Source organism: Pectobacterium jejuense, assembly GCF_026800125.1.
Taxonomy (GTDB): domain Bacteria; phylum Pseudomonadota; class Gammaproteobacteria; order Enterobacterales; family Enterobacteriaceae; genus Pectobacterium; species Pectobacterium jejuense.
Map to the genome: position 1 here is coordinate 65,103 of NZ_JAPQKX010000001.1, position 25,440 is coordinate 90,542.

The window sequence follows — 25,440 nt, forward strand, 5'->3', positions numbered from 1 at the left end:
TTTGTGATGGCGGGGAGTTTAAAACGGAAAATGACGATGAAAACACAAAAAATCAGCCTTGCCTGGCAAATCCTTATCGCGTTGGTTCTGGGTATTGCACTCGGTGCCGTACTGCATGAACAGCAAGAAAGCCGCCAGTGGCTTATCAGCAATATTCTTAGCCCCGCGGGCGACATCTTTATCCGCCTGATTAAAATGATTGTTGTCCCGATTGTCATCGCCACGTTGATTGTCGGGATTGCGGGCGTAGGGGATGCCAAGAAGCTCGGGCGTATCGGCTTCAAAACCATCCTCTATTTTGAAATCATCACGACGGTAGCGATTATCCTTGGCATCACGCTGGCGAATGTCTTCCAGCCGGGTCACGGCATCGACATGTCGACGCTGACCGCTGTTGATATCTCGCAGTATCAAAAGACCACCGAGCAGGTGCAGAGCGGTTCGCACAGTCTGGTGGGGACGGTGCTGTCGCTGATTCCTCCGAATATCTTCGCCGCGATGGCACACGGTGACATGCTGCCGATTATCTTCTTCTCGGTATTGTTTGGTTTAGGGCTATCTTCGTTGCCGAAAGATCACCGCGAACCACTGCTGAATGTCTTCCGCGGCGTGTCGGAAACCATGTTCAAGGTGACACACATGATCATGCGTTATGCGCCTGTTGGGGTGTTTGCGCTGATTTCCGTCACGGTGGCCAACTTCGGTTTTGCGTCGCTGTGGCCGTTAGCCAAGCTGGTTATGCTGGTGTACGCCGCGATTTTCTTCTTCGCGCTGGTGGTGCTCGGTATCGTCGCGCGTCTGTGTAAGCTGCGTATCACCATCTTGATCCGTATTCTCAAAGATGAACTGATCCTCGCGTACTCCACCGCCAGTTCCGAAACCGTGCTGCCGCGCATCATCGAAAAAATGGAAGCCTATGGCGCGCCGAAGTCGATTACCAGCTTTGTGGTGCCGACCGGTTACTCCTTTAACCTCGATGGTTCTACGCTGTACCAGAGCATTGCGGCGATCTTCATCGCGCAGCTGTACGGCATTGAACTGTCGATTGGGCAGGAAATCGTGCTGGTACTGACGCTGATGCTGACGTCTAAAGGTATTGCCGGCGTACCGGGCGTGTCGTTTGTCGTACTGCTGGCTACGCTGGGCAGTGTCGGTATTCCGTTGGAAGGTCTGGCATTTATTGCTGGCGTTGACCGTATCCTCGACATGGCGCGTACCGCGCTGAATGTAGTAGGGAATGCACTGGCGGTGCTGGTCATTGCCAAGTGGGAAAACCAGTTCGATGAGCAGAAAGCGCGGGCCTATGAGCGTGAGCTTAAAGGGATAAGCACGCAGCCTGCCCAACAGGGATAATCCCAAACCCTTTCAAGTAACCTATGCAGCGGGCGCATCGAGTGATCGAGGCGCCCGTTTTTTCTTAATCCACCGTCATGCCGCATGGCTATCTATCACGTGGGTTTCTAGCGTTTGCGTGCGCCACAGCGCCTGTTGGATTCGTTCGGCATCCGTGGCGAAAGGCAGACGTGAAGCAATTTTCGGTGCGATTTTCACGTGCTGCGCGATGCTTTCAACCAGCTGTGGGCGTTCATTCAGACCGAGGGCGCTTAGCGTTATCGGGCTACCGTAGCGGCGCAGTTGGGTGAAGAGTTCTTCGCGATCAGCGTCGCTATCGTGTTCCAGAAAGGCCTGTGCGGCCAGACCAAAACCTACTTTCTCACCATGCAGCCAGTCGTGTAGTTCCGGCAGACGCGTCATGCTGTTGTGAATGGCATGGGCAACGCCGATGCGTGGCACCTCATCTTTCATGCTGTTCGCGACGCCCGCTAGCGCGATAACGGCATCGATCACACGGCGCAGCGCCGGCGTGACCAGACCTTGTTCGTTATCCGCGATGGCCTGTTCGCCATACGTATTAAATGTTTCCACAGCCAGTTTCGCCGCCTGTGCTTTAAGCGCTAACGCCAGCCCATCATCGCCGTGACGCAAATAAGGTTGGAATTCATACCACTTCGCCAGCGCATCCACGATACCGGCTTTGAGATAACGTGAAGGGCTGTGAGCGATGATCTCGCTGTCCACCAGTACCCACACCGGTAACCGCGTTAGCGCAAAGGGGCCGTTGTGCGCACCACTATCGCTGTATATTACGCTGATCGGTGACCAAGCGGCGCAGGTAGCGGCAATGGTGGGCACGGCAATGACGGGCAACTGTCCCAAAATGTCGCCGACGGCTTTGGCGACATCCAGCACGCGCCCGCCGCCAATGCCTAAAATCAGTTCCACGTTGAAGGCACGCGCCTGTGCAGTCATCGCTTCTATTGCGGGTTTGGTGCAATCACCCGGCAAAAATTCGATCTGATAGTGTAAACCGTGCTCATTGAGGCTGCGTTCGACAGCATCTGCCGTCGTTTTCCATGCCTGTGGACTGGTAATAATCAGTATTGTGCTGGCGTAAGGTGCCGCATAGTCGCCGACAGAACGAATGACGCCGTCACGATTCAGATAGGTTTGTGGCGCTTGTATTGCAATCATGGTCGCGATCTCTCATCTCTGTGGGAAAAGATAAATCAGTTGTAACAGCGATATCGAGTGCCGCAAAAGAACAATTCTGGCTATCAATGGCTAGATTTCGCATAACCAGAATGACCTTTAGCGCTGCATTCCCCAGCGTTTCACCGTGACCTTTTCGATGGTGGAAAACACCAGCCCTTCAACCAGTAGTCCGATGATGATGACGGATGCCAGTCCGGCGAAAACGCGGTCGGTGTAAAGCTCGTTACGGTTCTGGAAGATGTACCAGCCCAAACCGCCATTGCCGCTGGAGGCGCCGAAGACCAGCTCAGCGGCTATCAGGGTGCGCCAGGCAAACGCCCAGCCGATCTTCAGGCCGGAGAGAATAGACGGCAGCGCCGCAGGAATCAGGATGGCATTGATGTAGCGAAAGCCTGTCAGGCCGTAGTTGCGGCCCGCCATACGCAGCGTTTCCGAAACGCCGAGAAAGCCGGAATAGGTATTCAACGCCATCGGCCACATCACGGAGTGGACGAGAACGAATACCAGACTCTTTTCTCCCAGTCCAAACCACAGCAGCGCTAACGGCAGTAACGCAATAGCAGGGAGCGGGTTGAACATGGAGGTTAAGGTGCCTAAGAGGTCGCGTCCGAAACGGGTGGATACCGCCAACGCGCTGAGGGCCAGTGCCAACAGGCTGCCAATGACATAGCCTTTTAGCAATGTGCCGAGGGAAACCACCATTTTATGTGGCAGTTCGCCGCTGGCGAGATCGTCGCGAAATGCCTGAAAGGTTTGCAGGAAACCCGGCAGCATCAGATCGTTGTTTTGCCAGCGTGCGGCGAATTCCCACAGCAATAGCAGCCCTGCCAACAGTATAAGCTTGCGAATCCAGGTCTGATTCCACAGGCGCGTGGTCAGCGGCAGAGGCTGGGTGAGTGTGAAGTCTTTCAGCGGCGCCAGTTCACGCTGATACTCGGGCCGCACGGGGGGCTGGATGCTCATAAGATTTACCTTGCGTAGAGGTGACGGGTGAAGGCACGTCAGTATCCGTTGGAAAAAGAAGATGGTGAATACGCTGTGCGGTGGTTTGAAAAGCTTCACTGCCTTGATCGCTCAGCGCGAACTGATGGCAGTTGATTTCCGCTCGCACACGACCTGGATGCGGTGAGAGCAGCAAAATCCGGCTGCCGACGATCAGCGCTTCCTCTATCGAGTGGGTGACAAACAGCAGCGTGAAGCGCACCTCTTCCCACAGCGCCAGCAGTTCTTCCTGCATTTTGCGTCGGGTCAGCGCATCCAGCGCGGCGAACGGCTCATCCATGAGCAGCACTTTAGGCTGCATGGTCAGCGCCCGCGCGATGGCGACGCGTTGCTTCATTCCACCGGATAACGTATGCGGATAGGCATCGGTAAATTTCGCCAGCCCAACTTTATCGAGAAAATAGCGTGCACGTTCCTCGGCTTCGGCTCGCGTTGCCTGACGGCTGGCAACCAGCGGAAACAGCGTATTTTCCAGCACGGTTTTCCACGGCGGCAGTTGATCAAATTCCTGAAAGACCATGATGCGATCCGGGCCCGGACGTGTGACTGGCTGACCCTCAAGGCGGATTTCGCCGTCTACCGGAGACAAAAAACCGCCGATGGATTTGAGCAAGCTGGATTTACCACAGCCTGAAGGCCCTAAGAGTACAAAGCGCTCGGCGGGAAAGACGTCGAAACTCACATCATGGGTGGCGCGAACCAAACTGCGACGGGTTCGGTATTCCAGTCCGACGCCATCAACCTGCAACAGTGGCTGGGCGACGGTATCGAGGGAGCGGTGTGTCATATTGTTCTCCTGCGTAGCGACGAGATGCTTGTCGAATGGGGTCGTGCTGACCGCTTAGCTACCCGGTTGGTCGTGGATTTCAGCAAAGAAATAGTCTTTCCAGGAGGCAGCTTTGTTTTTCAGCACGCCAAGCTGCTGCAACTTTTCGGCATAAACGTAGGTGCGTTCTGGCGTGATAGTGAAATCGATTTCGGGATCGGCGACGATGCGTTTGACCAGTTCAGGATCCAGCTTCGATTTTTCTACCCGAATATAGGTTTCTGCCGCTGCGGCTTTATCTGCTTTGATAATCTGGGACGCTTCTTTCAGCGCCTCATAGAAGGCGCGGTAGGTTTTTGGGTTTTCATCATGGAATTTCTGCGTGGTGTAGAGCACGTTGAACGTTGCCTGACCGCCCAGCACGTCATAAGAGCTTAGAATCTTGTGCACATTGGCATGTTCCAGCGCCTGATATTGGAACGGTGGACTGGAAAAGTGAGCATTGATTTCGGAACCGCCGGCGATAAGCGCCGCGCTGGCATCGGGATGTGGCAGGCTGACAGAAATCTTATCGAAACGTTTGAAATCTTCCGCGCCGTAGAGCTTCGCGGTTTCGATTTGCAGCGTGCGGGACTGGAAACCTACGCCTGCCGCAGGCACGGCGATGCGGTCTTTATCGCTCAGATCGCGGATAGACTTCACCGCTGGGTTATTGCTGAGTAAATAGTTGGGCATGGAGCCGAGCGAGGCGATGGCTTTCACATTTTGGCGACCCTGCGTGCGATCCCATACGGTCAGCATTGGAGGAACCCCCGCGGAGGCCACATCCAGCGCGCCGGATAGCAGCGCCTCGTTAATCGCCGTCGCACCAGAAAGTGTGCGCCAGTCTACCTTGATATCCAGGCCCTGCTGCTTACCGTGCTTTTCTATCAGATTCTGGTCGCGCACCACATCCAGAATCAGGTAGCCAATGCCAAACTGCTGCGCAATGCTGATTGTGCCTTCCGCACTGGCGCCAAAGGCCGTTAGCGTCAGGCCGAACAGGGCAGCAAGGTGTGTGAAACGTGTCGATTTTTTCGCGGGGAGTGAGTGATTCATCATTGTTGTCTCATTTTTAATAGTAATAGAATCGGTAATAAAGTAGCTCAGAGCCATCATTTATTATTTCAATAAATAATGCGTAATAAAGGTGGTGTGAAAGAAGGCATCCTATTTTCTTGGTGCGTCACTGATAAAGTGTTTTTTGGAATAAGTTAGAAGAAAGGTGTTTTTAATTGGTGATGAATAAGGGAAAACAAGTAAATAACCACCTTAGCTAAATATTCGCTATAGATAGTCTTATTTGTCAGTTATGGATAAAAATCGGCGCGTTATAGTGGCGTTAGTGTTAATTGTCATTTTTTATACCGAGAAAAATATGCCTGTCTTTACTCATCATTATTTACGCGATTATTTACGTGACCGCCTGACAGAGAATGACGTTGATGCATCAATTGCAGAAACGGTGGCGGATAATCTCGTTGAGTCCAGCCTGAAAGGGCATGACTCGCACGGCGTCAGTATGTTGCCGCGCTATATCGACGCCATGCGGGAAGGCGGGCTTTCGCCTCACGCACTGGCGGAGAAAACGCTGGATTTCGGTCCGCTGATTTCGTTTGACGGGCAGCAGGGCTTCGGGCAGGTGGTCGCGAAGCAGGCATTGACGGAAGGCATTGCGCGTGCGCAAACACACGGTCTGGCGGTGGTAAGTTTAGCTAATGCACACCATTTGGGGCGTATCGGCGCGTGGGCGGAACAGGCCGCAGAAGTCGGGTTGGTCTCGCTGCATTTCGCCAACGTGTATACCAAACCGGTGGTGCTGCCGTGGCAGGGTCAGCAGGCGCGCTTCGGGACGAACCCGTTCTGTGCCGGGATTCCGGTTGAACATGACGATCCGATAATTCTGGATTTTGCTACCAGCGTGATTGCGGGTAATAAAGCGCGTATCGCCTGGAATGAGGGCAAATCGGTCGCGCCCGGCTGTATCGTCGATAACGAAGGTAACCCGACGGTCGATCCCCGCTGGCTGATGGAACAGCCTTTGGGCGCGCTGTTGCCGTTTGGCGAGCATAAAGGATCGGGGCTCTCGTTGGTTTGCTCTTTACTGGGGGCGGCGCTGACCGGTGGGAAAACTGAGCGTACGGCGAAAGGCGAGGGCAAGCAGATTATTAACAGTATGCTGTCGATTTTAATCGATCCGCAGAAATTAGGCGGGGCGGCCACCTATCAGCAGGAAATACCTGCGTTATTAGAATGGGTGCGTCAGTCCCGTGATGATGATGAATTATTATTGCCGGGCGATAAAGAAAAGCAAATCTATCGCCAGCGGCAGGAGAACGGTATTTTTGTCGATGATGTCAGTTGGGGGCAACTCTCTTATTTAAATAAAAAAGTGGCCTGAAGGATTAATTAATAATTTATTAACTTATTTAACTGGTTGTTTATTTAACTCCATAGGGGAAATAATGAAAAATAAATTGAGTGTTGTCGGCGTCAGTGGATTGTTATTAATCACGACATCTGTACTGGCGGCGGAAAAACATCCTGATGAAGTGCGCGTGGCCTACAGTGGCGGTTCGCAGGTATTAGTCTTAGCCAAAGCCGATGGTTCGCTGCAAAAAGCATTGGGTGCGCCAGTAAAGTGGGTGCAGTTTGCTTCTGGTGCTGATGCACTGAATTATTTCGCCAGTAGTGCAATAGATATCGCCAACTTTGGTTCCAGCCCAGCGACAGCCGGTATTGTCAGGAAACTGCCGGTGGAGATCGTCGGTGTATCTGGCGTGATCGCCACGTACGAGCGTCTGATTGCCAAGTCTGGTATCGCCACGCTGAAAGATATCGAAGGTAGGCGTGTCGCCTATCCGCCAAATTCCACAGCGCAGTACGCGCTGGAAGCGGCCATCGCGGTGAATAAACTCGACCGCAGCAAGATTACCCTTATTCCGCTACGTCCGGCTGAGATGGTGGCGGCATGGAAGCGTGGCGACATTGATGCAGGCTACGTCTGGGCACCATTCGCGCAGGAGCTGGAAGCCTCCGCCGGGCATGCGATTTTTGCGACCAAAGATCTGCAAAAAGATGGCTATCTCATTTACAACAACTATGTAGTCAGAAAGGCTTTTGCCCAGCAGTACCCTGAAACGGTGGCGCGCTTCCTGCGGGTACACCAGTTGAAAGTGGATGAGTTCCGTCAGGACCCGGAAAAAGCGGCGGCGATTGTGGCAAAAGAAGTCGGTGCGCCCGTTACGACGGCAACCAATACGCTGTCAGGGCTGGAATACCCGACGCTGGAACAGCAGGCGACAGCACAGTGGCTGGGTGACGGTAGCAACACCGATCGCAGCGGTATCGGTCAGGCAGTCGCAAAAACGGCGCATTTTCTGGAGAGTATCGGCGAAGTTCGCCAACGCGATATTCCTGCATCGTTCGCCGACTCCATTAATTCCTCTTATTTGAAGCAGGCTGCGAAAGGGAATTAACGGGTCGTGAAAAGAACGTCTTATGTATTATTGAGTATCACGTCTGTGGCGGCGGTGCTCGCGTTGTGGCAAGTGGCAGGCGCGCAGCAGTGGGTCGATCCGCTGCTGCTACCGCCACTGTCAGACATCATCCTGACCGCTGGGGAACTGGCGCAGGATGGCTATCGGCAGGTGCCGCTATGGGAACATATTGCCGTCAGCGTCGCTCGGGCGCTAGGCGCTTTCAGCGTCGCCATTATTCTTGGTGTCCCGCTTGGCCTGTTGATGGGGCTATCGCCTCCGATTGCTGCCGTTTTTAATCCTTTCGTTCAGTTTCTCCGGCCACTGCCTAAAATCGCACTGATCCCGCTGGCGGTAGTGTGGTTGGGCATTGGTGAGGCATCCAAATTTTTCCTGATCTTTATCGCGACTTTTCTCAGCGTCGTGGTGGGGGCTTGTGCCGCTGTTGAGCGCGTGGATCGTTCCCGTATCCGCGTCGCACAAACGCTCGGTGCCAGTCGCCGACAGATCTTTTTCCACGTCGTTTTGCCCGATACGCTGCCGGAATTGTTCACCACGGTGCGACTGGCTATTGGTATCGGTTGGACGTCCTTGATTGCGGCGGAAATGGTTGCTGCCACTTCGGGGATTGGCTGGATGGTCATGAACGCCAGCGCTTATCTGCGTACCGATATTGTTATGTTGGGCATTTTATTATTAGGCGGCATTGGCTATGTGCTCGATCTGTTATTGGTTGGTGCGCAGCGCGTCTTCGTGCCGTGGGCGGGTAAATCATCATGACAGAACCTTCTCAGCCCGTTGCGCCACACATTGTTGTGGAGCACGTTAGCCTCACATTTCCGTCACAACGCGGCCCGCTAACGGTGCTGGATGACGTTTCTCTCCAGATCGCCAAAGGTGAATTCGTGGTGTTGCTGGGTCCTTCTGGCTGCGGAAAATCAACCATTCTCAACATGATCGCTGGTTTTGACGCTGCGGATAAGGGGCGCGTGCTGTGCGGTGATGAAGTTGTTCGTCGTCCAGGCCCCTCGCGCGGCATGGTATTTCAGCAGGCCAACTTATTTCCCTGGCTCACCGTGCTGGAAAACGTGACGTTTGGACCACGGATGCAGGGCGCAAATAAAGCCCAGCTCCAGCGTGAAGCAGAAAATTATCTGGCGCTGGTCGGGCTGGAAGGATTCCAACAGCACTACCCCTGGCAACTCTCTGGTGGAATGAAACAGCGGGTTGCGCTGGCTCGTGCCTGGCTTCCAAATCCCGAGGCGTTGCTGATGGACGAGCCGTTTGGCGCGTTGGATGCACAAACCCGTTTGATGATGCAGGAACTGCTGCTATCTGCCTGGCAAAAAACCGGCACCACGCTGTTATTTGTCACGCATGACGTGGACGAAGCGCTGTTCTTGGCTGACCGGGTATTGGTGATGTCCGCGCGTCCCGGTCGTATTGCAGAAGCGATCCCGCTGCCATTTGGCCGCGAAAGAGACATTGAGACGCTGGCACGGCATCCTGACTACGCCGCATTGAAGCAGCGTATTTTACATCGCGTTCGTGAAGAAGCGCGTCGTCACCTTAATCTGTAATCCGAATTTCAGGAGAATATTATGCACCTTGCCCGATTCCCCCGTTTGTCTCTGGGCCATTTTCCCACGCCGCTGGAGGCATTGCCGAATCTGTCTGCCTATCTGGGCGGCCCGACGATTTATATCAAACGCGACGATGCTACAGGGCTGGCAACGGGTGGGAATAAAACCCGCAAACTGGAATTCCTGCTCGCCGATGCGCAACAGCAGGGCGCGGATATCATTATCACGCAGGGCGCGACGCAGTCTAACCATGTACGACAAACCATTGCGGCGGCGACAAAGCTGGGGCTGAAAACCAAAGTACTGCTGGAAAAGCGCGTAGAGGACTACGGCGAAGACTACCAGCGTTCCGGCAACGTGCTGCTGGATCATCTGCTTGGTGGTGAAATTGTCGATCATCTGCCCGCTGGAACGGACATGCAGCAGGCGATGGAAACGCTGGCAGAATCACTGCGTAAAGAAGGATTGAAACCTTATGTCATTCCCGGCGGCGGCTCCAGTCCGGTAGGCGCACTAGGCTATGTCGCCTGCGCGGAAGAGTTGTTGTTTCAGTCCAGCCAGCAGCGTCTGCGCATCGATCATATTGTCCATGCGACGGGTAGCACGGGAACACAGGCGGGATTGGTGACTGGACTGACGGCAACACACAGCCAGATTCCCTTGTTAGGCATCAGCGTCAGAGCGCCGAAAGCGAAGCAGGAAGAAAATGTTTACGCATTAGCGCAGCGCACCTGGCAACTGCTCGGTATTCCGGGCGAACTGCCGCGCAGTGCTGTGCAGGTGAACAGTGACTACGTCGGCAAAGGATACGGTATTCCAACCGAGGGAACGCTGGAGGCGCTCAGGCTGCTGGCGCAACTGGAAGGGATTCTGCTCGATCCTGTCTATTCCGGCAAAGGCATGGCGGGGTTGATCGACCTGATTCGTCAGGGACATTTTCGCGTCGATGAAAACATCGTCTTCATCCATACCGGCGGGTCGGCTGGGCTGTTTGGTTACCGTCAACTGTTCGAACAAACGGCCGCACAATGAGTTCGCCGCTGATTGGTGTGCTAGGTGGTATGGGGCCGCTGGCGACGGTCGATCTGCTGCATAAAATCATTGAAGAAACACCAGCCAGCCGCGATCAGGATCATGTGCCAGTGGTTGCCTGGAATGTGCCGCAGATTCCAGATCGCCAACAGGCACTGGCAGGAACGGGCGAATCCCCATTGCCGATGCTTTTGCATGCCGTTCGGCAGCTTAATCGCTTGTCAGTCAGCCATATCGTGGTGCCGTGCAATACGGCACACCACTGGTTTGATGCGCTGGCGGAGGAAAGCCATGCACCGCTGGTACATATTGCTGATGCCACGTTACACGCCATCACACTGCCTGCGGAGGCAAAGAAAGCACCGCGTAAAATCGGGCTGATTGCGACTCACGGGACGCTAAATGCCAGATGGTATCAGCAGCGTTTTGCCGCGCAGTTAGGGGCTGAAACCGTGGTACCGAACGAGCAGGAAATGGCGACGCTCTTCGTGCCGGGATGCTATGCGGTAAAACGCGGAGAGTTACAGCACGGCGGACGCTTGCTGGATCAGCTTGCTGGATCAGCTTGCTGCGCAACTGGTAGCACGAGGTGCGGAACGTCTGGTGCTGGCCTGCACGGAAGTTCCTCCTGCACTGGAGACGGTATCATCACGCTGGCGAGGTATCAGCATCGATCCGACACGAGCACTGGCACAGGCCTGCGTTCGTATTTGGCTGCAAAGATAAAAAAACTCATAGTGCGTTTTTCAACGTCGCTTGAGACGACCCGTGAGGGGGGCGTGCCGCAGGGCACGCCATGAAAAAGCCGCCCATTGCTGGACGGCGTTTAGGGATAGTGAACCGAATTACAGGAAGCCGTACATCGCTGCGAACACCCATCCAAAGACGCAGGATGTGCTCACACCGATCAGGCCCGGCAGAATGAAGCTGTGGTTGATAACGAAACGACCGATTTTGGTAGTGCCGGAGCGGTCAAACTGGATAGCCGCCAGATCGCTTGGGTAGGTCGGCAGAATGTAGTAACCATAACAGGCTGGTGCAGACGCCACGATATACGCCGGATCCACCCCGATAGCCAGCGCAACGGGGACAATGGCTGCCAGTGCCGCTGCCTGCGAGTTAACAAACTTCGATACAATCAACAGGATAATGGCGTAAGCCCAAGGGTAGACTTTCACCAGTGAACCGAGCGTGCCTTTGATTTCTTCCAGATGCGCGCCAAACATGGTTTCCGCCATCCAGGCGATACCGTATACCGCGACGATGGCAATCATCCCTGAACGGAATACCTCATTCTTCGAGATTGATGACGGATTGGTTTTGGTCGCAATAATGATGATGGCACCAGACAGCAGCATAAACATCTGAATGACCAGCACCATCGACAGCGGTTTACCAGCAAAGACCGGACGCAGTTCTTCAACGGCACCCAGAATCGCTACCGCTGCGATGGTTGCCAGAAAGATCCACATGGCGATCCAGTTACTGCGTGGCAGTTTTCTGTCGAGTAGCGTGGCGGTATCGCCATACACATACTGTTTGTTTTCTGGATCGGCGATGAATGTCTGAAAGTCTTCATCTTTGTCCAGATCCTTGCCGCGGAACCAGCTGAAAATCCCAATCGCCAGAATACCCAGCAGGGTAGAGGGGATAGTAATAGACAGTAGGTCGAGGAATCCCAGATGTTTACCCTGGAACGTGAAATTAGCCAGCATGGCAACCAGCGACACCACCGCAACAGAGACCGGGCTGGCGATAATCCCCATCTGAGCGCCTATCGAACTGGCGGCCATCGGTCTTTCAGGACGGATATTATTCTTGATGGCGACATCATAAATAATTGGCAGAATGGTATACACCACGTGGCCGGTACCGCACAGGATAGTCAGAATACAGGTGACGAACGGCGCGATAATTGAAACGTATTTCGGGTTACGCCGCAGCATACGCTCTGCGATTTGCAGCATCACATCCAGCCCGCCTGATGCCTGAAGCGTTGCCGACGCCGCCACCACGGCGATGATGACCAGCATAACGTCGACGGGCGGTTTACCTGGTTGCAGTTTAAAAATAAAGACCAAAATAACAAGTCCAATCCCGCCTAATAAACCCAGCGCGATCCCGCCTTTTCTTGCCCCGTAAAAAAGGCAGATCAGGACAATGACTAATTGAATGATGAAGTCCATAGTAGCCCCATTGCATTGCTCAATATAATGAACTGATTAGTTAGAATTAAAATAAGTGAGTTTTTACTGTGGGTACTATATGGACGGGTTGTTATTTATTTTCTTGATCTAAATCTATTAATTTTTACCTTTGCCTGCTTTCCTGAAAATAAAAGATCTCGCTCGCAATAATTATGCTTTTCTGGTTTCTTTAGTTATTTAAGTGTAATTTTAACTTATTAATATCTAGGTCGGGATCTGGCTGGTGAGGTTGTTAATGATTGGGTGGGAATTTTTAAAAGTGATTAAATTTTCGTTCTTATTTTGTTGCGTTCAATGTGATTCTATTTTTTATTTTCGTTAATGATTGCCATAAAAAACCCTACCTTAATGTCATTCCAGATACCCCTAATGAGGTATTTTTGCATATTGTGTTGTTTTTAAATGATTACTTTAAAAATGATAAAATGAATCCCTTTTTGATAATGAAGTCAACGTCAGGCTACTGGAGAATAGCCGGAAAATAAAAAGAGCAGCCGCGACATCATTATTCACATCAGGAATATAGCTGACTGGATTTCTGCTATTTTTACATTGAATGCGAAGAGGGAGACTCTTTATAGTGTGATTGGTTATTAATATGAAATTTTTATAAATTTTTTAGAATATATGGATGTCAGTTATTTTCCTTTCTAAACTGAACGTGGCCGAATACCGGCCACATTCGCTTTATCGCTATATCGCTTTCCGAACTTATGTCGCTAGGTATGTACGAAATAGGTCGCTAACTGACGCAGCGTCTGTTCATCCAGCGTACCAGCGTAGTAACGCAGCTGTAGCCAGGCCGTCAGCCAGGTATAACGCGCTTCGGTGAGATCGCGTCGTGCGCCATAGAGTTGCTGTTCGGCATTCAGCACGTCAAGATTCACGCGTTCTCCGCCCTGAACGCTCTTCTGTGTGGCGGTGACCAGCGCCAGCGCAGACTTTTCCGTCAGTTCATAGGCGCGGATTTTCGCCTGACTGCTGGTGACCAGATTAAACTGGCGACGCAGTTCCGTCTGGATTGTCGCCGTCTGTTCGTCCTTTTCCCGCGCGGTTTGCTGATAGCGCTCTTTTGCCTGACGCGTTGCGGCAGAGACGCCGCCGCCGGCAAAAATCGGTACGCTGACGCGGATACCAATCGACCGCGTATCGTATTTCTGGTTGTAGCTGTTTTCGGTATCTGACTGCGTATTACGTGTGCTGGCGACCAGCGTGACCTGTGGCAGGTGACCTGCTCGATTACGCTCAATGCCGTATTTCGCTACGGCCAGCGACTGGTTTAGCGCTAATAGCTGTGCGTTGTGGCGCAGCGCCAGCGATTGCCAGTGCTGATAGCCCGCAGGCTGAAGCGGCTGCGGCGTGAAGCGTGGCGTTAGCGCCGCAAGCTGATCCACGCCAACGGGCATCCCCAGCAGCGTTTCCAGTTCACGCAGGCTGATATCCAGATTGTCCTGCGCTTCGATGAGCTGCGCCTCCGTCAGATTAACCCGCGCTTCGGTTTCCAGCATATCGGTGCGAGTGCCTTCTCCCTGCTGGAAGAGGCGTTGATTCAACTGATATTGCTCGCGATAAGCGCGCTGCTGTGCCTGAACCAGCGCAATCTGCTCGCGGCTAAACAGCACGTTAGTGTAGGCCTGAAACAGACGCACCAATAGCTGCTGGCTGGCATCGCGCAGCTGCTCGTCTGCCAGTACGGCGCTGGCTTCGCCCTGCTGATAGCGCGACCATGCCGCATAGTCGATCAGCGGCTGTTGCAGAGAAAAACTGGAAGCGCGGCTGGTGTAATCCCGCTCCGACTGTTGCCCACCCGCCGTCACCGTAGAGTCGTTACGGGACTGGCTGTAGTCATAGGTGACTTTTGGCAGCAGCCCGGCGCGCCCGATGTTCTTCTCTTCGCTGTCGGCATTGCGAGCGTGCACGGCGGCCTGAAAGGCTGGATCGTGCGTCAGCGCCTGCTGCCAGGCTTCCATTAATCCCAATGCCTGACTCGGTGCGCTGTAGATCAGCGAGAGAAAAAGCGGGATGGCATAGCTGGAGCGGATCGCCGCGCGATAAACGGATGAAAGGCGCAGCATGATTACTCCTCGGTCAACGCCAGATGCAGGCGGTCGGAAAGCGGTTTGAACAGGTAGTTGAGCAGGGAGCGCTCACCGGTACGAATAAAGGCTTGCACCGGCATGCCGGGACGCACGTCCAGCCCAGCGAGCTGTTGCTTACCTTGTTCATCAACGTGAATACGCAGTGCGTAATAGGGTTTTCCGGTCTGCTGCTCGACGAGCTGGTCGGCACCGATCAGCGCGACAACGCCGGAAATACGTGGGGTCGTGCTTTGGTTAAAGGCAGAAAACAGCAGCTCGACCGGCAGCCCGTTGCTGACTCTGTCCACCAGTTCGATAGGCAGCTGTGCGTCAATCAATAACGGTTGCCCCTCGGGAACAATCTCCATCAGCATCTGCCCGCTATTCACTACGCCGCCTTCGGTGTGCAGCGCCAGCCCGACCACCGTGCCGCTGGCAGGGGCGCGAATGTGCGTGTGCTGAAGTTCATACTCCGCCGTTTTCAGCCGTTGAGTGAGATCCTGAATGGAACGCTGGGTATCGGCGAGCTGGGCGCGTACCTCTTTCTGGTACTCGTTCTGACGCTGTTGGATCTTTTGCTCCAGTTCGACGACCTGCTGCTGGAGCTGTACCTGATTATTTCGCTCCTGCGCGATCGCGCCTGCCAGTTGGGCAGCCTGTCGCTCGACGTCCAGCAGACGATTACGAGCGATATAGCCTTCCTGCGCCAGCGGACGCAGCCCATTCAGCTGTTCGCTGATAATCTGGAATTGCGTTTGGCTGCTGGCCAGCAGCGCCTGTGAACCCTGCGACTGCGCTTTTGCCCCGATGATGGCGGCCTGTATCGCGGCGCGTTCCTGCTGCAGCGCTGCGCGGCGGCTGATGAAGAGCTGTTGCTGGGCAATCTGAATTTGTTGCGTGACGGTGCTGTGTTGCTCAGTGGGGGCAGGGAAGGCGATCGTATTCAGATCGTCGCGTTCCGCCAGCAGACGTGCTTCGCCCGCGTACGCTTCCTGAAGCTGCGTAACAAGATTGTCGCGCTGTGCCTGAGCGGGCGTTTGATCCAACGTGGCAAGGACTTGCCCAGCCTGCACGTGGTCGCCGTCTCGCACGGTGAGCGAGGCGATACGTCCGCTACTGACGGGCTGCACCGCTTTGCGGTTATCCGCGACGATGACCCGACCGGATACGCCGACGCCTTTATCCAGCGGCGCCATGCCGGCCCACAGCAGCAGACCACCAAAGCCGATAAGCACCAGCCAGAGACCGTATTTCAAATAGCGTCCGGCGTCGGTGTGTAACGGCATCGCCGCGACGTTATCCGCCACCGGATGGACGGGAGTTGTCGGCTGTGATGTGACTTCGCGTAACGCGGACATGGTTATCCTCTTCTTTCCATGATGCTGTTCTGACGGCAGGCGTGCGTTATCAATGCGCTGAGCCTCATTTATCCGGTGCGGCGCGGCGCGGCGTTGGCGCGCTGTACACCATACTCAGCCCGGATGAACCGGGTTCTTTTGGGGTAAAGGCATTTGCGGCGTCGGCTGTTTTAACCGGCGCGGGTTTGGCGCTGGCGGGGGGCGTCATCGGTTTGGTAAGAGAAGCATTGGCAGGCTTGGCGCGCTGTAGTTCTTTTAACACCTGCTCGGTTGGGCCGAAATACTGGATCTGTCCGGCGCGCAGGACTAACAGCTTGTTGGCACAGGACAACAGAGCAGGCTTATGCGTGATCAGTATCTGCGTGCTTTTGGCTTCCTGTTGGGCGGCAATCGCGGCCAATAAGGCTTTCTCGCCGTCGTCATCCAGACTGGCATTGGGTTCATCCATCACAATCAGGCGCGGTTGGTTGTAAATGGCTCTGGCAAGGGCGACGCGCTGCTTTTGACCGCCGGACAGCCCGGCACCACCTTCACCGAGTGGCGTATCGTAGCCCTGCGGCAGCCGCAGAATCATCTCGTGAACGCCTGCCGTGACGGCGGCGGCAACGATCTTTTCTGCATCCGGCTGAGTGAAACGAGCGATGTTTTCGGCAATCGTCCCGCTGAAAAGCTGGACGTCCTGCGGCAGATAGCCGACGAATCGGCCTAAATCACCTTTGTCCCACTGGTGCATGTCTGCGCCGTCCAGCCTGACCTTGCCACCAAGAGCGGGCATGGCGGCAACCAGCAGGCGGGCGAGGGTGGATTTACCGGAACCCGACGGGCCTAAAACGCCGAGTACATCGCCGGGAGCCAGTTCAAACGTGATATTCGCGAGTATGGGCGTGCGTGTGTTGGGCGCGTTAGCGCTGAGCTGTTCCACCTGAAGTTTACCTTCCGGGGCGGGCAGCGCCATGCCAGCAGGGCGCGCAGGGTGGTTGTCGAGCAAAATATTGACACGCTGCCAGGCGAGGCGCGCCTGCATCCATTGTTTCCAGACGCCAATGATCTGATCGATCGGGCTGAGTACGCGGCTCACCAGTATGGATCCAGCAATCATCATGCCGGGCGTGATATCGCCGTTGACGGCCAGCAGCGCGCCCAGCCCCAGCATCAGCGACTGGAGCGCCAGTCGGGTGCTTTTCGTCAGCGAGGTAATGTTGGCGCTTTTTTCGCTGGCAACGTTCTGATAATAGAGGAACGCGTTATGCTGCGTCAGCCAGCGTTCACGCATGGCGGGCAGCATTCCCATCGCTTCAATGGCATCGGCGTTACGCAGGTTAGCGTTAGCCTGCTGCGTTGCCTGAACGGTGTTTTGTGCGGCTAAGGCCAAGGGTTCGCGCGTGAGTTTTTGATTCAGCCAGGCCAGCACAATCAGTATGATAGCCCCCGCCAGTGCCATTACGCCCAGCCAGGGATGAAGTAAGAAGATCACCAGAAGATAAACCGGAAACCATGGCGCATCAAAGAAGGCGAACAGCGCGTTACCGGTGGCGAACTGGCGCAGGGCGGTCAGATCGTTTAAGGCTTGCCCGGCTCCGGCCGTGCCGTTCTTGAGATTGCTTTCAAACGCGGCATTGTAGATACGTTGATTCAGTCGCATATCCATCTGCGTACCGAGGCGGATCACCACGGCGCTGCGTATCCATTCCAGTAATCCCATCAGTAAAAACAGGCCCAGCATAATGATCGTCAGCATCGCCAGCGTCATGGTGCTGCTGGAAGGCAGTACGCGGTCATAAACCTGGAGCATATAAATCGCCGGTGCCAGCATCAGCAGGTTGATGACGGCGCTGAACAGGCCAATTCCCCAAAATCCCTGACGGTAGGCGGCCAGCGCGTCAATAATCTCCCGGCCTGATGAAGCCGGATGGGATGCGGACATGGGATGTTCCTTCTTCAATAAAGTCGCCATCGTTCCATCGTGGTGTACCCACAAGGTGGAAGAGGGGGAAAAGCGGTTAGCCGTACCGCTATTGACGCGGTTTGCCAACGGTTATTACACTCACTAGACCGTCGCGGTTCAGATGTTCTCTCCGTACCGCGACGGTGTTCACTCAAACGGCTAAAAGCGTCATCTTTTAGCCGTTTTCTTATGCCGCCAGCAGATCGGCCGTTTCTGCGACGCCAACGACGTCAACCACGGTATCGGCAGAAAGCGCGGCATCGGAGGTTGCCGTGGCGAAGCTCAGGCTATCCAGGCTCGCGTTAATATCGATACCCGCATTAGCCAGTGCATCCAGCAGCGGCTGAACCTGACCGCCCATCAGACCGTAAATCACGTCATGCACCACGCCGCGATCGCTAACGGTCAGGTTGGCAACATCCGTGGAGAGATCCAGTCCGCTGAAGGTCACTTCCGGCTCAACGAGTGAGTACGTGGTGCCTGCGGTGGTACCGCCTTGCAGGAGGTTCCCGAAGGACAGGGTGTCCAGATCGCCGTACAGCGTGTGGGCCGGTGGGGTGAAGAGGCTATAGGTCAGATCGCCGCCTGCAATAAGTGCAGAGACGTCGTTCTGCGTACTCGTGATCGCATATTGAGTACCGTCTATAAAGGTGTCGCCGCCGTAAAAGCCCCCGGTATTATTGCCACCGACTTGTGTATTACCCGCGGTATGATTAACGTCGCCAAATGCTGCAGACCATTCAGTCAGGTAGCTGGCAATGCTGTAATTGGCATAGTAGGCATCGTAGGTAATTGCAAAACTCATAATAGATTCCTCATTAACTAACGATCTACAGGCACGGTCATCCGTGTCTGTCGTGAAAGAGGATGAGCCATCCCATCCCCTTTGTTTTCCTGCCTCCCGTATTGGGAAACAGAGAAATTAGAATCGATACTCCACGCCAGCCTGCACCGTTCTTCCCCGGCTTGGCGTGTAACCCAGTGATTCGCCATAGCTCACGATGTAAGTACGGTTAGCGATATTCTCGACGGAACCACGCACCGTCAGGCTGTCAGTCAGACGATAGCTGGCGTACAGATCGTAAACTTCATACTTGGGCCAGTCGGCTAAATAGGCGGAGTTGGCCGGTGCGGCAGCATCCTGATAGCCGGGAGCAAAACGCATCGTGACGCCCATATCCAGCTTACGGTCAAAGACGCGCGTCCCCAGCGTGACGGAACCGCGGTCACCCGGCAGATAGGCGGCGTTGCTGAATAGCAGCGTTTTCTGGCAAGAGGCATCGCTGGCCGTGGTATCAACAGGCGTGGAGTAGTAGTTGCCTCGAGAACCGCCGACGGTCGTGACGCCGCCCATCCAGGCCACCGGCGCACAGAAATCGTTATTGCCGATCATGTGGGTGTAGGTGGCATCGACATACAGAAAGCCCGCGTCGTAATTAAGCTGGTATTCCATGCCGCGGAAGCGGCTCTTCGCCAGATTGTTCTGGAACACGGAGTTGCTGAGGGAGTAGCCGTTATAGCCCGGCTTATTGCGCGCGCCGTTCAGGCTGATGTAGTTGTTGATTCGGGTGTCAAAATAGGACACCTTGCTGACCAGTCTGTCGCCATCGACGAGCAGGTTGGGCTGCTGAATATTGAACCCGACCTCCCAGGCGCGGGAACGCTCCGGCTTAAGGTTGGGGTTCGGATACAGGTAATAGTTGCCCGCGCTGTAGGTGCCGTTGGCAAAGGTTTCGCTAACTGACGGTGGGCGCCAGGACAGGCCGTAGCTGGTGTACAGCTGTAACCATTCAACGCCGGGGCGGACGCCAGCAAACAGCGTGGGGGACAGCTTGCCGTGCTCGTCATCGACATTCCAATCCTGCGTGGTGGTCACGAACGGCGGGCAGAGTGCGATCGACCGTGCAGTACAGGGGTTCGTGACGGTATAGGGGATTTCCCGATAGCTGATGCTGGTGGTGCCGCGTAACCGATAGCGATCGTAGCGCAGGCCACCTTGCAGCGTTACCCACTCGTCGTACGCGTAATTCAGATTCGCGAACAGGCTGGCCATTGCACGGTTCCCTTCCGGGGTCGCGTTACTGGCGGTGCTATTGGCGCTGTCCGTGGTGATCTTGTCGTAATAGAAATCCAGCCCGTAGTCGGCTTTCAGATCGTGCGGACCCTGCTGCCACAGCGTCGAGGTGTTTTGCGCTTGCGCCCCGTAGGTACGTAACCGCGTGCTCTCGTGATACGCGCTGGTATTGGAAACAGCATAATTCTCAGTGTCGTTATTGGTATCGGCGTAATAAATCTTGGCCTTAAAATCCAGCCAGCGCTGGTTGTCCGGTTTCAGGCTGTAATCCAGCGCGGTACTGCGCGCCATAATTTCGCTGTGCCCGCTAGCCTTCCAACCCAGTTCGGTATTGGAAAGGTTGGACAACGTCCCGACATTTTCAGAAGAGGTTTGCGTTTGCATATAGCTGAGCTGGAAGCGCTGATTAGCAGGCAGATTCCAGCCGATTTTCGCCAGCCGTGAGCGCATGGTGTAAGCCGCGCTGGTCACTTTCTGGTGCTTTAAGTTATTGGCCCACTCTTCATAATTACTTGAATTGCCGGGGATACGGATATTACCGAGGTTGCCATCATTTCCCGGCCAGTAGTCGCCCAGATGACGCTCGCTGGCACCGACAAGAATGTCGCCAGTTTCGTTACCCAGTGCGAGCACGCCGCTGCCGATAAAATGCGTTCCGTTGTCGCCCGTGCTGGCATGCAGTTTTCCGCCCAGCTCTTTACCCGGAGCCAGAAAGTCTTGAGCGCTGACGGTGTTAAATGTCGCGACGCCGCCCAACGTACCTGCGCTGCCCATCACGTTTGTCGCGCCTTTTTCAATCGTTGCGCCGGAGAGCAGCTCCGAATCGATATACATCTGTCCATTGCGCTGGCCGTAGCCGGTTTTTTGAAAATTCTGCCGTACGCCGTCGATGTTCATATTCACGCGACCGAAGTCTTGTATGCCGCGAATGTTGACCGACAGCGACGGGTCCTGCTGGCTGACGCTGGAGTAAACGCCAGCGGACTGCTCCAGCAGATCGGCGGCGTGGCGGGAAGGGCGGTTATCCATCTGCTCGCGTGAAATAACGCTAATGGCGCGCGGCTGTTCGTAGATCCAGTCGCCGGGATTGGCGACGGTAAATGCGCGAACCGTCATCACGTCGTCTATTTTTGCCGTATCGACATTGACTGAACGAGGGCGCAGGGTAATGACGCCATTGCTGCCGATTTGGAAATCGACCGGATTAGTGCCGATCAGCCTGCGCAGCCCTTGTTCTGGCGTGAAGCGCCCTTGAAGCGCAACGGCCTGCATATTTTCCAGTTTAACGTCGGCAAAAAAGACCTGTAACCCCGCCTGTTCGGCGAAACGCAGCAACGCGCTGCTCAACGGCTGCGCACCGATGGAAAAGGCGGAGCTTTGACGAGCCGCCTCCTGAACGCTGGCGGCCTGCGTTTCTGCTTGCGCATAGTGGAGCGAGCCAGACAACGACAGTGCGATGCCGACGGCAAGAGAAAGTGGATTACGTTGTAACAAGCGGCTGTCTTGCTGTTGTGTTCTTTTAAACATTTTTCGCCTGGTCTGCCATCGGTTAAATCATCAATAAGCATTAATAAACAAAGGGATAATTAGCCCTCTCTTTCTTAATGAAAATGATAATAAAAATCATTACCTAAATATGAAGACGGCTGAGATGACAGAACCCGTAAAAAAATATTTAAATTTTTTTCTCCGGCGCGTTGCGGCCTTGTGAACGTAAAGGGAATGTATGCGTGATTACCACGCCTGAGCGGCGTGGCAAGAGTGGGGAAGACAGGTGGGAGAAAGGATTAGTACAGAACCGTGACGCCGGGGAGTGAAACGGTTTTGGCACCCAGTTCGGTGGCAATGGTTTGCAGCGCGCCATCCAGCTCGTTCAGCGAAAAAATGCCGCTAACCTGACGCTGACGCAGGGCTGATGTAGGGATGACGATCGTCCCCGATCGATACTGATTGATACGTGCGATCACGATAGCCAGAGGTTGTTGATCGAAGATCAGCAGCCCGCGTCGCCAGTCGCCGCGCTCGCGGCTATTCCAGCCGGGGAGGCGAGTCATCCCTTGTTCGGTGTAGCGTGCCGCCTGTTGCTCATCAAGCCGCAGTGTTTGCCCGTTTGCCGTGACCTGAACGCTGTGCTCCACCACGCCGACGGTCGTGGTCTGTGAGGAGTTTTGCACGATGAACTGCGTGCCCAGCGCCTGTGTGGTGCCCGATGCAGCATCAACCAGGAAAGGGCGCTTTTCCTGTGCGGTCGTTGGGGCGACGGTGAACCAGGCTGAACCTTGCAGCAGCGTGACGCGTCGTTCTTGCGGCGTATAGGCGAGCGAAATGGCGCTGCCCGCATCCATATCGACTTCACTGCCGTCCGGCAGCGTAACGTGTTTGACCTGATGCGCCGCATGATAATCCGAGCGCAGCAGGAGGATGCCGTCGGAAATCCACGTCGCGCCGAGACTGAAACCCAGCAGCAGCAAGGCGGCGATTTTCCACTGAGTTGCACGATTAACGCGCCTGATGAGAAAGGTTGCTGGCGGTTGTGGTTGCAGCACCTGCTGTTGCTCGCTGCTGAGCGACCCAAGCCCATGCCAGAGCATCCCTGCCTGTTCCAACGCGTGGCGATGGCTCGGATCCTGTGCCAGCCAGTGTTGGAATGCCAGTTCCTGTTCATCGTCCAGCGGCGCTTCGGCCAAACGGATGGCCCAACGTGCTGCCTGCTGTTGGATTTCAGGGGGATAATCGTTCATGTTGTAGGCCTGGAGTGTGTAGGGTCTCTAAATAGGTAGACGTCTGACGGCAATAAACCCGTAAATAATTTGTGATTATTTCACGCTGGGCGATGCGTTTCACGAGGCGCGGATCGTCATCATCGCGTTCAGTGTCATGGCAAGATGCTTCTCAACGGTGCTGAGGGAAATCTCCAACTGCTGAGCAATTTGCGCCTGCGTCATGTGTTCAAACCGGTGCAGATGAAATATCAGCTGCGTGCGTTCAGGCAGCGTCGCCAGTACGTTTGCCAGACGCTCCAACGCCTGCTGGGCGATGGCCGTTTGATCGAGCTGGGGCGCAGCATCCGGCAGGTATTCCAGCGTCGCCTCCGCGTCGTCAACGGACGTCGCCATCTGCCAGCGCTGCTGGTGGCGGACATGATCAAGCAGCAAATTATTTGCTGTCTTATAGAGATACGCCTTCTTGTCGTCTACATCATCTTGCTGTTCCAGCCGTTGTGCCAACCGTAAAAAACTCTCTTGCACCAGATCTGCTGCTGCCTGAGGGTCGCGCAGTTTATGATTGAGATAGCGTTCTAACCGCTCTGCATAGTGGTTGAACAGCATTCTGAGTTCAGACTCTGACATGCCAACGTCCCGTCAGGTGACCTTCCCGCCGACTCTGCGGCAACAGAACCCCTTTCCCTTGTCACGGCGCTATCCATAGCAATGCACGGCACTGTCCGTTACGGGGTAAGGCCCTGAATAATAAATATGTGTAATTGATAATTATTATCACATATGCCGAACAGAAAAGCAGAGTTAAATCTTCTTCAGATTGGCGGATTTTTGTCATCGACTACACTTATCTTTGCTGGCTTATTATTTGATCAGGAGGTGCAGCAATGACTACGAAGGACTCAGCGCAGGATCCTAAAGAGGTGACAGTCAGCGAAGGGCTGGCAAAGGTGCATGAGGCGTCAGATCAGTTGACGGAGGAAGAGATCGAGGCGTTGGCGGAGGAGGCCAGACAGGCCGCTACGCAGACGCAGAAAGAGTCGGGCAACGCGCCCTAGTGTAATGCCGCGGGTTGCAGAACGGAGCGACAGGTAAGCGCAACGTGGCAGGTTTTTTGCACAGACATTTTGCAGATAGTGATGAAAAACAAGACGGTTTTCTCTCTGTAAGGAAAATGTATGCACGATAAATTACTCATAGAAGGCAAGCTGGTCGCGGGGAAAGGCGAGGCGTTAGCGGTATTTAATCCTGCCACAGGAGAGCAAATTGCCGCCATTGCGCAGGCCGACCTGCACCAGGTTGATGCAGCCGTGCTGGCCGCGGAGTCCGCGTTTGCACACTGGGGACAGACCACGCCGAAAACGCGCGCGACGCTGCTGCTACAGATTGCCGATGCCATCGAGGAAAACGCCGAGACGTTTGCCGAGCTTGAATCGCTGAACTGCGGTAAGCCCTACCATGCGGCGCTGAATGATGAAGTGCCTGCGGTCGCTGATGTGTTTCGCTTTTTTGCCGGCGCGGCGCGCTGCCTGAGCGGTTCGGCGGCAGGAGAGTATCTTGAAGGGCACACCTCGATGATCCGGCGCGATCCAGTTGGCGTGGTGGCGTCCATCGCCCCGTGGAATTACCCGCTGATGATGGCGTCGTGGAAACTGGCACCGGCGCTGGCGGCGGGAAACTGCGTGGTGCTGAAGCCGGCGGAGCAAACCCCGCTGACTACGTTCTATCTGGCACATCTGCTGGCGGAGATACTGCCCGCTGGCGTGGTGAATATCGTGTTCGGGCGCGGGGCGGATATCGGTGATGCGCTGACGGGGCATGAGAAAGTGAACATGGTGTCGCTGACCGGTTCGATTGCGACCGGTGCGCATATTCTGTCGCATACCGCCGCGAGCGTAAAACGGACGCATATGGAGCTGGGTGGTAAAGCGCCAGTGATTGTCTTCGACGATGCTGATATCGATCAGGTGGTGGATGGGATCCGCAGTTTCGGTTTTTACAATGCGGGGCAGGACTGTACCGCGGCGTGTCGGCTGTATGTCCAGCGTGCGGTTTACGATGAGGTCGTAGAGGCATTAGGAAAAGCGGTGGCGACGCTGAAAATCGGCGATCCACATGATGAAACCACCGAGCTGGGGCCGCTGATTACCGAGCCGCAACTGGAACGTGTGATTGGCTTTGTCGAACGCGCCAAAGCGCTACCGCACATTACGGTGGTGACCGGCGGCGAGCGGGTGAAAGGGCAGGGGTTCTACTTCCAGCCCACGGTGCTGGCGGGGGCAAAGCAGGAAGACGAAATCGTCCAGAAAGAGGTGTTTGGCCCCGTTATCTCCATCACGCCGTTTGACGATGAAGCGCAGGTGATTGGCTGGGCGAATGCCTCGCATTACGGGCTGGCCTCGTCGGTCTGGACGCGCGATATCGGGCGGGCACACCGTCTGGCCGCATGTCTTCAATATGGCTGTACCTGGGTGAACACCCACTTCATGCTGGTGAGCGAAATGCCGCACGGTGGGCAGAAGCTGTCTGGCTATGGCAAGGATATGTCGATGTACGGTCTGGAGGATTACACCATCGTGCGTCATATCATGATCCGGCACTGAG

At 55.0% G+C, this 25,440-nt stretch carries 21 protein-coding genes and 1 pseudogene; 10 read left to right on the top strand and 12 right to left on the bottom strand.

Going from position 1 to position 25,440, the window contains the following annotated elements; genetic code table 11:
* The first annotated feature begins 36 nt into the window (after positions 1-36).
* A complete protein-coding gene (gltP, locus tag NXT09_RS00250; RefSeq protein ID WP_039287555.1) occupies positions 37-1,353 on the top strand; it encodes a glutamate/aspartate:proton symporter GltP in 1,317 nt (438 codons plus the stop codon).
* Between the two features lie 75 nt (positions 1,354-1,428).
* On the opposite strand, the gene NXT09_RS00255 is transcribed toward gltP, so the two are convergent.
* From NXT09_RS00255 to NXT09_RS00270, 4 genes are all read right to left on the bottom strand, one after another.
* A complete protein-coding gene (locus NXT09_RS00255) occupies positions 1,429-2,532 on the bottom strand; it encodes an iron-containing alcohol dehydrogenase family protein (protein ID WP_268578453.1) in 1,104 nt (367 codons plus the stop codon).
* Positions 2,533-2,649: 117 nt separating this feature from the next.
* The gene (locus NXT09_RS00260; protein ID WP_268578454.1) at positions 2,650-3,516 is read right to left on the bottom strand and encodes an ABC transporter permease; all 867 of its coding nucleotides are present in this window, start codon (positions 3,514-3,516) and stop codon (positions 2,650-2,652) included.
* A complete protein-coding gene (locus tag NXT09_RS00265; RefSeq protein WP_268578455.1) occupies positions 3,476-4,342 on the bottom strand; it encodes an ABC transporter ATP-binding protein in 867 nt (288 codons plus the stop codon). Before NXT09_RS00265 ends, NXT09_RS00260 begins: the two co-directional genes overlap by 41 nt.
* A gap of 54 nt (positions 4,343-4,396) precedes the next feature.
* Positions 4,397-5,419 (bottom strand): ABC transporter substrate-binding protein, encoded by a 1,023-nt coding sequence (locus NXT09_RS00270; protein ID WP_240585697.1) that lies wholly within the window; start codon positions 5,417-5,419, stop codon positions 4,397-4,399.
* 319 nt (positions 5,420-5,738) lie between these two features.
* Here NXT09_RS00270 and NXT09_RS00275 point away from each other — a divergent pair, with 319 nt between their 5' ends.
* The 6 genes and pseudogenes from NXT09_RS00275 (at position 5,739) to cuyB (ending at position 11,180) form a co-directional block, all read left to right on the top strand.
* Entirely contained in the window at positions 5,739-6,761 is a 1,023-nt protein-coding gene (locus NXT09_RS00275) for a malate/lactate/ureidoglycolate dehydrogenase (protein ID WP_268578456.1), read from the top strand.
* 64 nt (positions 6,762-6,825) lie between these two features.
* Complete coding sequence (locus NXT09_RS00280; protein WP_268578457.1) at positions 6,826-7,839, top strand: taurine ABC transporter substrate-binding protein; 1,014 nt, start codon at positions 6,826-6,828, stop codon at positions 7,837-7,839.
* 6 nt (positions 7,840-7,845) lie between these two features.
* The gene (locus tag NXT09_RS00285; RefSeq protein ID WP_268578458.1) at positions 7,846-8,619 is read left to right on the top strand and encodes an ABC transporter permease; all 774 of its coding nucleotides are present in this window, start codon (positions 7,846-7,848) and stop codon (positions 8,617-8,619) included.
* Complete coding sequence (locus NXT09_RS00290) at positions 8,616-9,419, top strand: ABC transporter ATP-binding protein (RefSeq protein WP_240584954.1); 804 nt, start codon at positions 8,616-8,618, stop codon at positions 9,417-9,419. The genes NXT09_RS00285 and NXT09_RS00290 overlap by 4 nt, the downstream gene beginning before the upstream one ends.
* Positions 9,420-9,440: 21 nt before the next feature.
* The gene (gene cuyA, locus NXT09_RS00295; RefSeq protein WP_268578459.1) at positions 9,441-10,454 is read left to right on the top strand and encodes a D-cysteate sulfo-lyase; all 1,014 of its coding nucleotides are present in this window, start codon (positions 9,441-9,443) and stop codon (positions 10,452-10,454) included.
* Positions 10,451-11,180, top strand: a pseudogene (cuyB, locus tag NXT09_RS00300) (cysteate racemase). The gene cuyA and the pseudogene cuyB overlap by 4 nt, the downstream one beginning before the upstream one ends.
* Before the next feature lie 119 nt (positions 11,181-11,299).
* Here cuyB and NXT09_RS00305 read toward each other — a convergent pair.
* The 4 genes from NXT09_RS00305 to NXT09_RS00320 form a co-directional block, all read right to left on the bottom strand.
* Positions 11,300-12,640 carry an anaerobic C4-dicarboxylate transporter gene (locus tag NXT09_RS00305; protein ID WP_039516117.1) on the bottom strand — a complete coding sequence of 447 codons (1,341 nt, stop codon included), beginning with the start codon at positions 12,638-12,640 and terminating at the stop codon, positions 11,300-11,302.
* Between the two features lie 740 nt (positions 12,641-13,380).
* A complete protein-coding gene (locus NXT09_RS00310) occupies positions 13,381-14,736 on the bottom strand; it encodes a TolC family outer membrane protein (protein WP_268578460.1) in 1,356 nt (451 codons plus the stop codon).
* Between the two features lie 2 nt (positions 14,737-14,738).
* A complete protein-coding gene (locus NXT09_RS00315) occupies positions 14,739-16,097 on the bottom strand; it encodes an HlyD family type I secretion periplasmic adaptor subunit (RefSeq protein WP_268578461.1) in 1,359 nt (452 codons plus the stop codon).
* Between the two features lie 64 nt (positions 16,098-16,161).
* Entirely contained in the window at positions 16,162-18,021 is a 1,860-nt protein-coding gene (locus NXT09_RS00320) for a type I secretion system permease/ATPase (protein WP_268578462.1), read from the bottom strand.
* On the opposite strand from NXT09_RS00320, the gene NXT09_RS00325 reads away from it, so the two are divergent.
* On the top strand, positions 18,020-18,148 hold the full coding sequence (locus NXT09_RS00325; protein ID WP_256462096.1) for a hypothetical protein: 129 nt from the start codon (positions 18,020-18,022) through the stop codon (positions 18,146-18,148). The genes NXT09_RS00320 and NXT09_RS00325 overlap by 2 nt on opposite strands.
* Positions 18,149-18,229: 81 nt before the next feature.
* Here the strand turns inward: NXT09_RS00325 and NXT09_RS00330 are convergent, their stop codons facing one another.
* The 4 genes from NXT09_RS00330 to NXT09_RS00345 form a co-directional block, all read right to left on the bottom strand.
* Complete coding sequence (locus NXT09_RS00330) at positions 18,230-18,847, bottom strand: heme acquisition protein HasA (RefSeq protein ID WP_240584960.1); 618 nt, start codon at positions 18,845-18,847, stop codon at positions 18,230-18,232.
* Positions 18,848-18,964: 117 nt separating this feature from the next.
* Positions 18,965-21,643, bottom strand: a complete 2,679-nt coding sequence (locus NXT09_RS00335) for a TonB-dependent receptor (protein WP_268578463.1) — start codon at positions 21,641-21,643, stop codon at positions 18,965-18,967.
* Between the two features lie 260 nt (positions 21,644-21,903).
* The gene (locus NXT09_RS00340; protein ID WP_268578464.1) at positions 21,904-22,857 is read right to left on the bottom strand and encodes a FecR family protein; all 954 of its coding nucleotides are present in this window, start codon (positions 22,855-22,857) and stop codon (positions 21,904-21,906) included.
* Positions 22,858-22,956: 99 nt separating this feature from the next.
* Positions 22,957-23,466: an RNA polymerase sigma factor gene (locus tag NXT09_RS00345; RefSeq protein WP_268578465.1), complete on the bottom strand. Its 510-nt coding sequence runs from the start codon at positions 23,464-23,466 to the stop codon at positions 22,957-22,959.
* Between the two features lie 257 nt (positions 23,467-23,723).
* On the opposite strand from NXT09_RS00345, the gene NXT09_RS00350 reads away from it, so the two are divergent.
* Both NXT09_RS00350 and patD read left to right on the top strand, forming a co-directional pair.
* Positions 23,724-23,894, top strand: coding sequence for a hypothetical protein (locus NXT09_RS00350; RefSeq protein WP_205551207.1), 171 nt, complete (start codon positions 23,724-23,726; stop codon positions 23,892-23,894).
* A 120-nt stretch (positions 23,895-24,014) separates the two neighbouring features.
* Positions 24,015-25,439, top strand: coding sequence for an aminobutyraldehyde dehydrogenase (patD, locus tag NXT09_RS00355; protein ID WP_268578466.1), 1,425 nt, complete (start codon positions 24,015-24,017; stop codon positions 25,437-25,439).
* Position 25,440: the final 1 nt, after the last annotated feature.

Bases quoted from the DNA above. Each gene is read 5' to 3' on its own strand.
- gltP (WP_039287555.1), top strand. From the start codon at position 37: ATGAAAACACAAAAAATCAGCCTTGCCTGGCAAATCCTTATCGCGTTG.
- NXT09_RS00255 (WP_268578453.1), bottom strand. From the start codon at position 2,532: ATGATTGCAATACAAGCGCCACAAACCTATCTGAATCGTGACGGCGTC.
- NXT09_RS00260 (WP_268578454.1), bottom strand. From the start codon at position 3,516: ATGAGCATCCAGCCCCCCGTGCGGCCCGAGTATCAGCGTGAACTGGCG.
- NXT09_RS00265 (WP_268578455.1), bottom strand. From the start codon at position 4,342: ATGACACACCGCTCCCTCGATACCGTCGCCCAGCCACTGTTGCAGGTT.
- NXT09_RS00270 (WP_240585697.1), bottom strand. From the start codon at position 5,419: ATGAATCACTCACTCCCCGCGAAAAAATCGACACGTTTCACACACCTT.
- NXT09_RS00275 (WP_268578456.1), top strand. From the start codon at position 5,739: ATGCCTGTCTTTACTCATCATTATTTACGCGATTATTTACGTGACCGC.
- NXT09_RS00280 (WP_268578457.1), top strand. From the start codon at position 6,826: ATGAAAAATAAATTGAGTGTTGTCGGCGTCAGTGGATTGTTATTAATC.
- NXT09_RS00290 (WP_240584954.1), top strand. From the start codon at position 8,616: ATGACAGAACCTTCTCAGCCCGTTGCGCCACACATTGTTGTGGAGCAC.
- cuyA (WP_268578459.1), top strand. From the start codon at position 9,441: ATGCACCTTGCCCGATTCCCCCGTTTGTCTCTGGGCCATTTTCCCACG.
- NXT09_RS00305 (WP_039516117.1), bottom strand. From the start codon at position 12,640: ATGGACTTCATCATTCAATTAGTCATTGTCCTGATCTGCCTTTTTTAC.
- NXT09_RS00310 (WP_268578460.1), bottom strand. From the start codon at position 14,736: ATGCTGCGCCTTTCATCCGTTTATCGCGCGGCGATCCGCTCCAGCTAT.
- NXT09_RS00315 (WP_268578461.1), bottom strand. From the start codon at position 16,097: ATGTCCGCGTTACGCGAAGTCACATCACAGCCGACAACTCCCGTCCAT.
- NXT09_RS00325 (WP_256462096.1), top strand. From the start codon at position 18,020: ATGGGATGTTCCTTCTTCAATAAAGTCGCCATCGTTCCATCGTGGTGT.
- NXT09_RS00320 (WP_268578462.1), bottom strand. From the start codon at position 18,021: ATGTCCGCATCCCATCCGGCTTCATCAGGCCGGGAGATTATTGACGCG.
- NXT09_RS00330 (WP_240584960.1), bottom strand. From the start codon at position 18,847: ATGAGTTTTGCAATTACCTACGATGCCTACTATGCCAATTACAGCATT.
- NXT09_RS00335 (WP_268578463.1), bottom strand. From the start codon at position 21,643: ATGTTTAAAAGAACACAACAGCAAGACAGCCGCTTGTTACAACGTAAT.
- NXT09_RS00340 (WP_268578464.1), bottom strand. From the start codon at position 22,857: ATGAACGATTATCCCCCTGAAATCCAACAGCAGGCAGCACGTTGGGCC.
- NXT09_RS00345 (WP_268578465.1), bottom strand. From the start codon at position 23,466: ATGTCAGAGTCTGAACTCAGAATGCTGTTCAACCACTATGCAGAGCGG.
- NXT09_RS00350 (WP_205551207.1), top strand. From the start codon at position 23,724: ATGACTACGAAGGACTCAGCGCAGGATCCTAAAGAGGTGACAGTCAGC.
- patD (WP_268578466.1), top strand. From the start codon at position 24,015: ATGCACGATAAATTACTCATAGAAGGCAAGCTGGTCGCGGGGAAAGGC.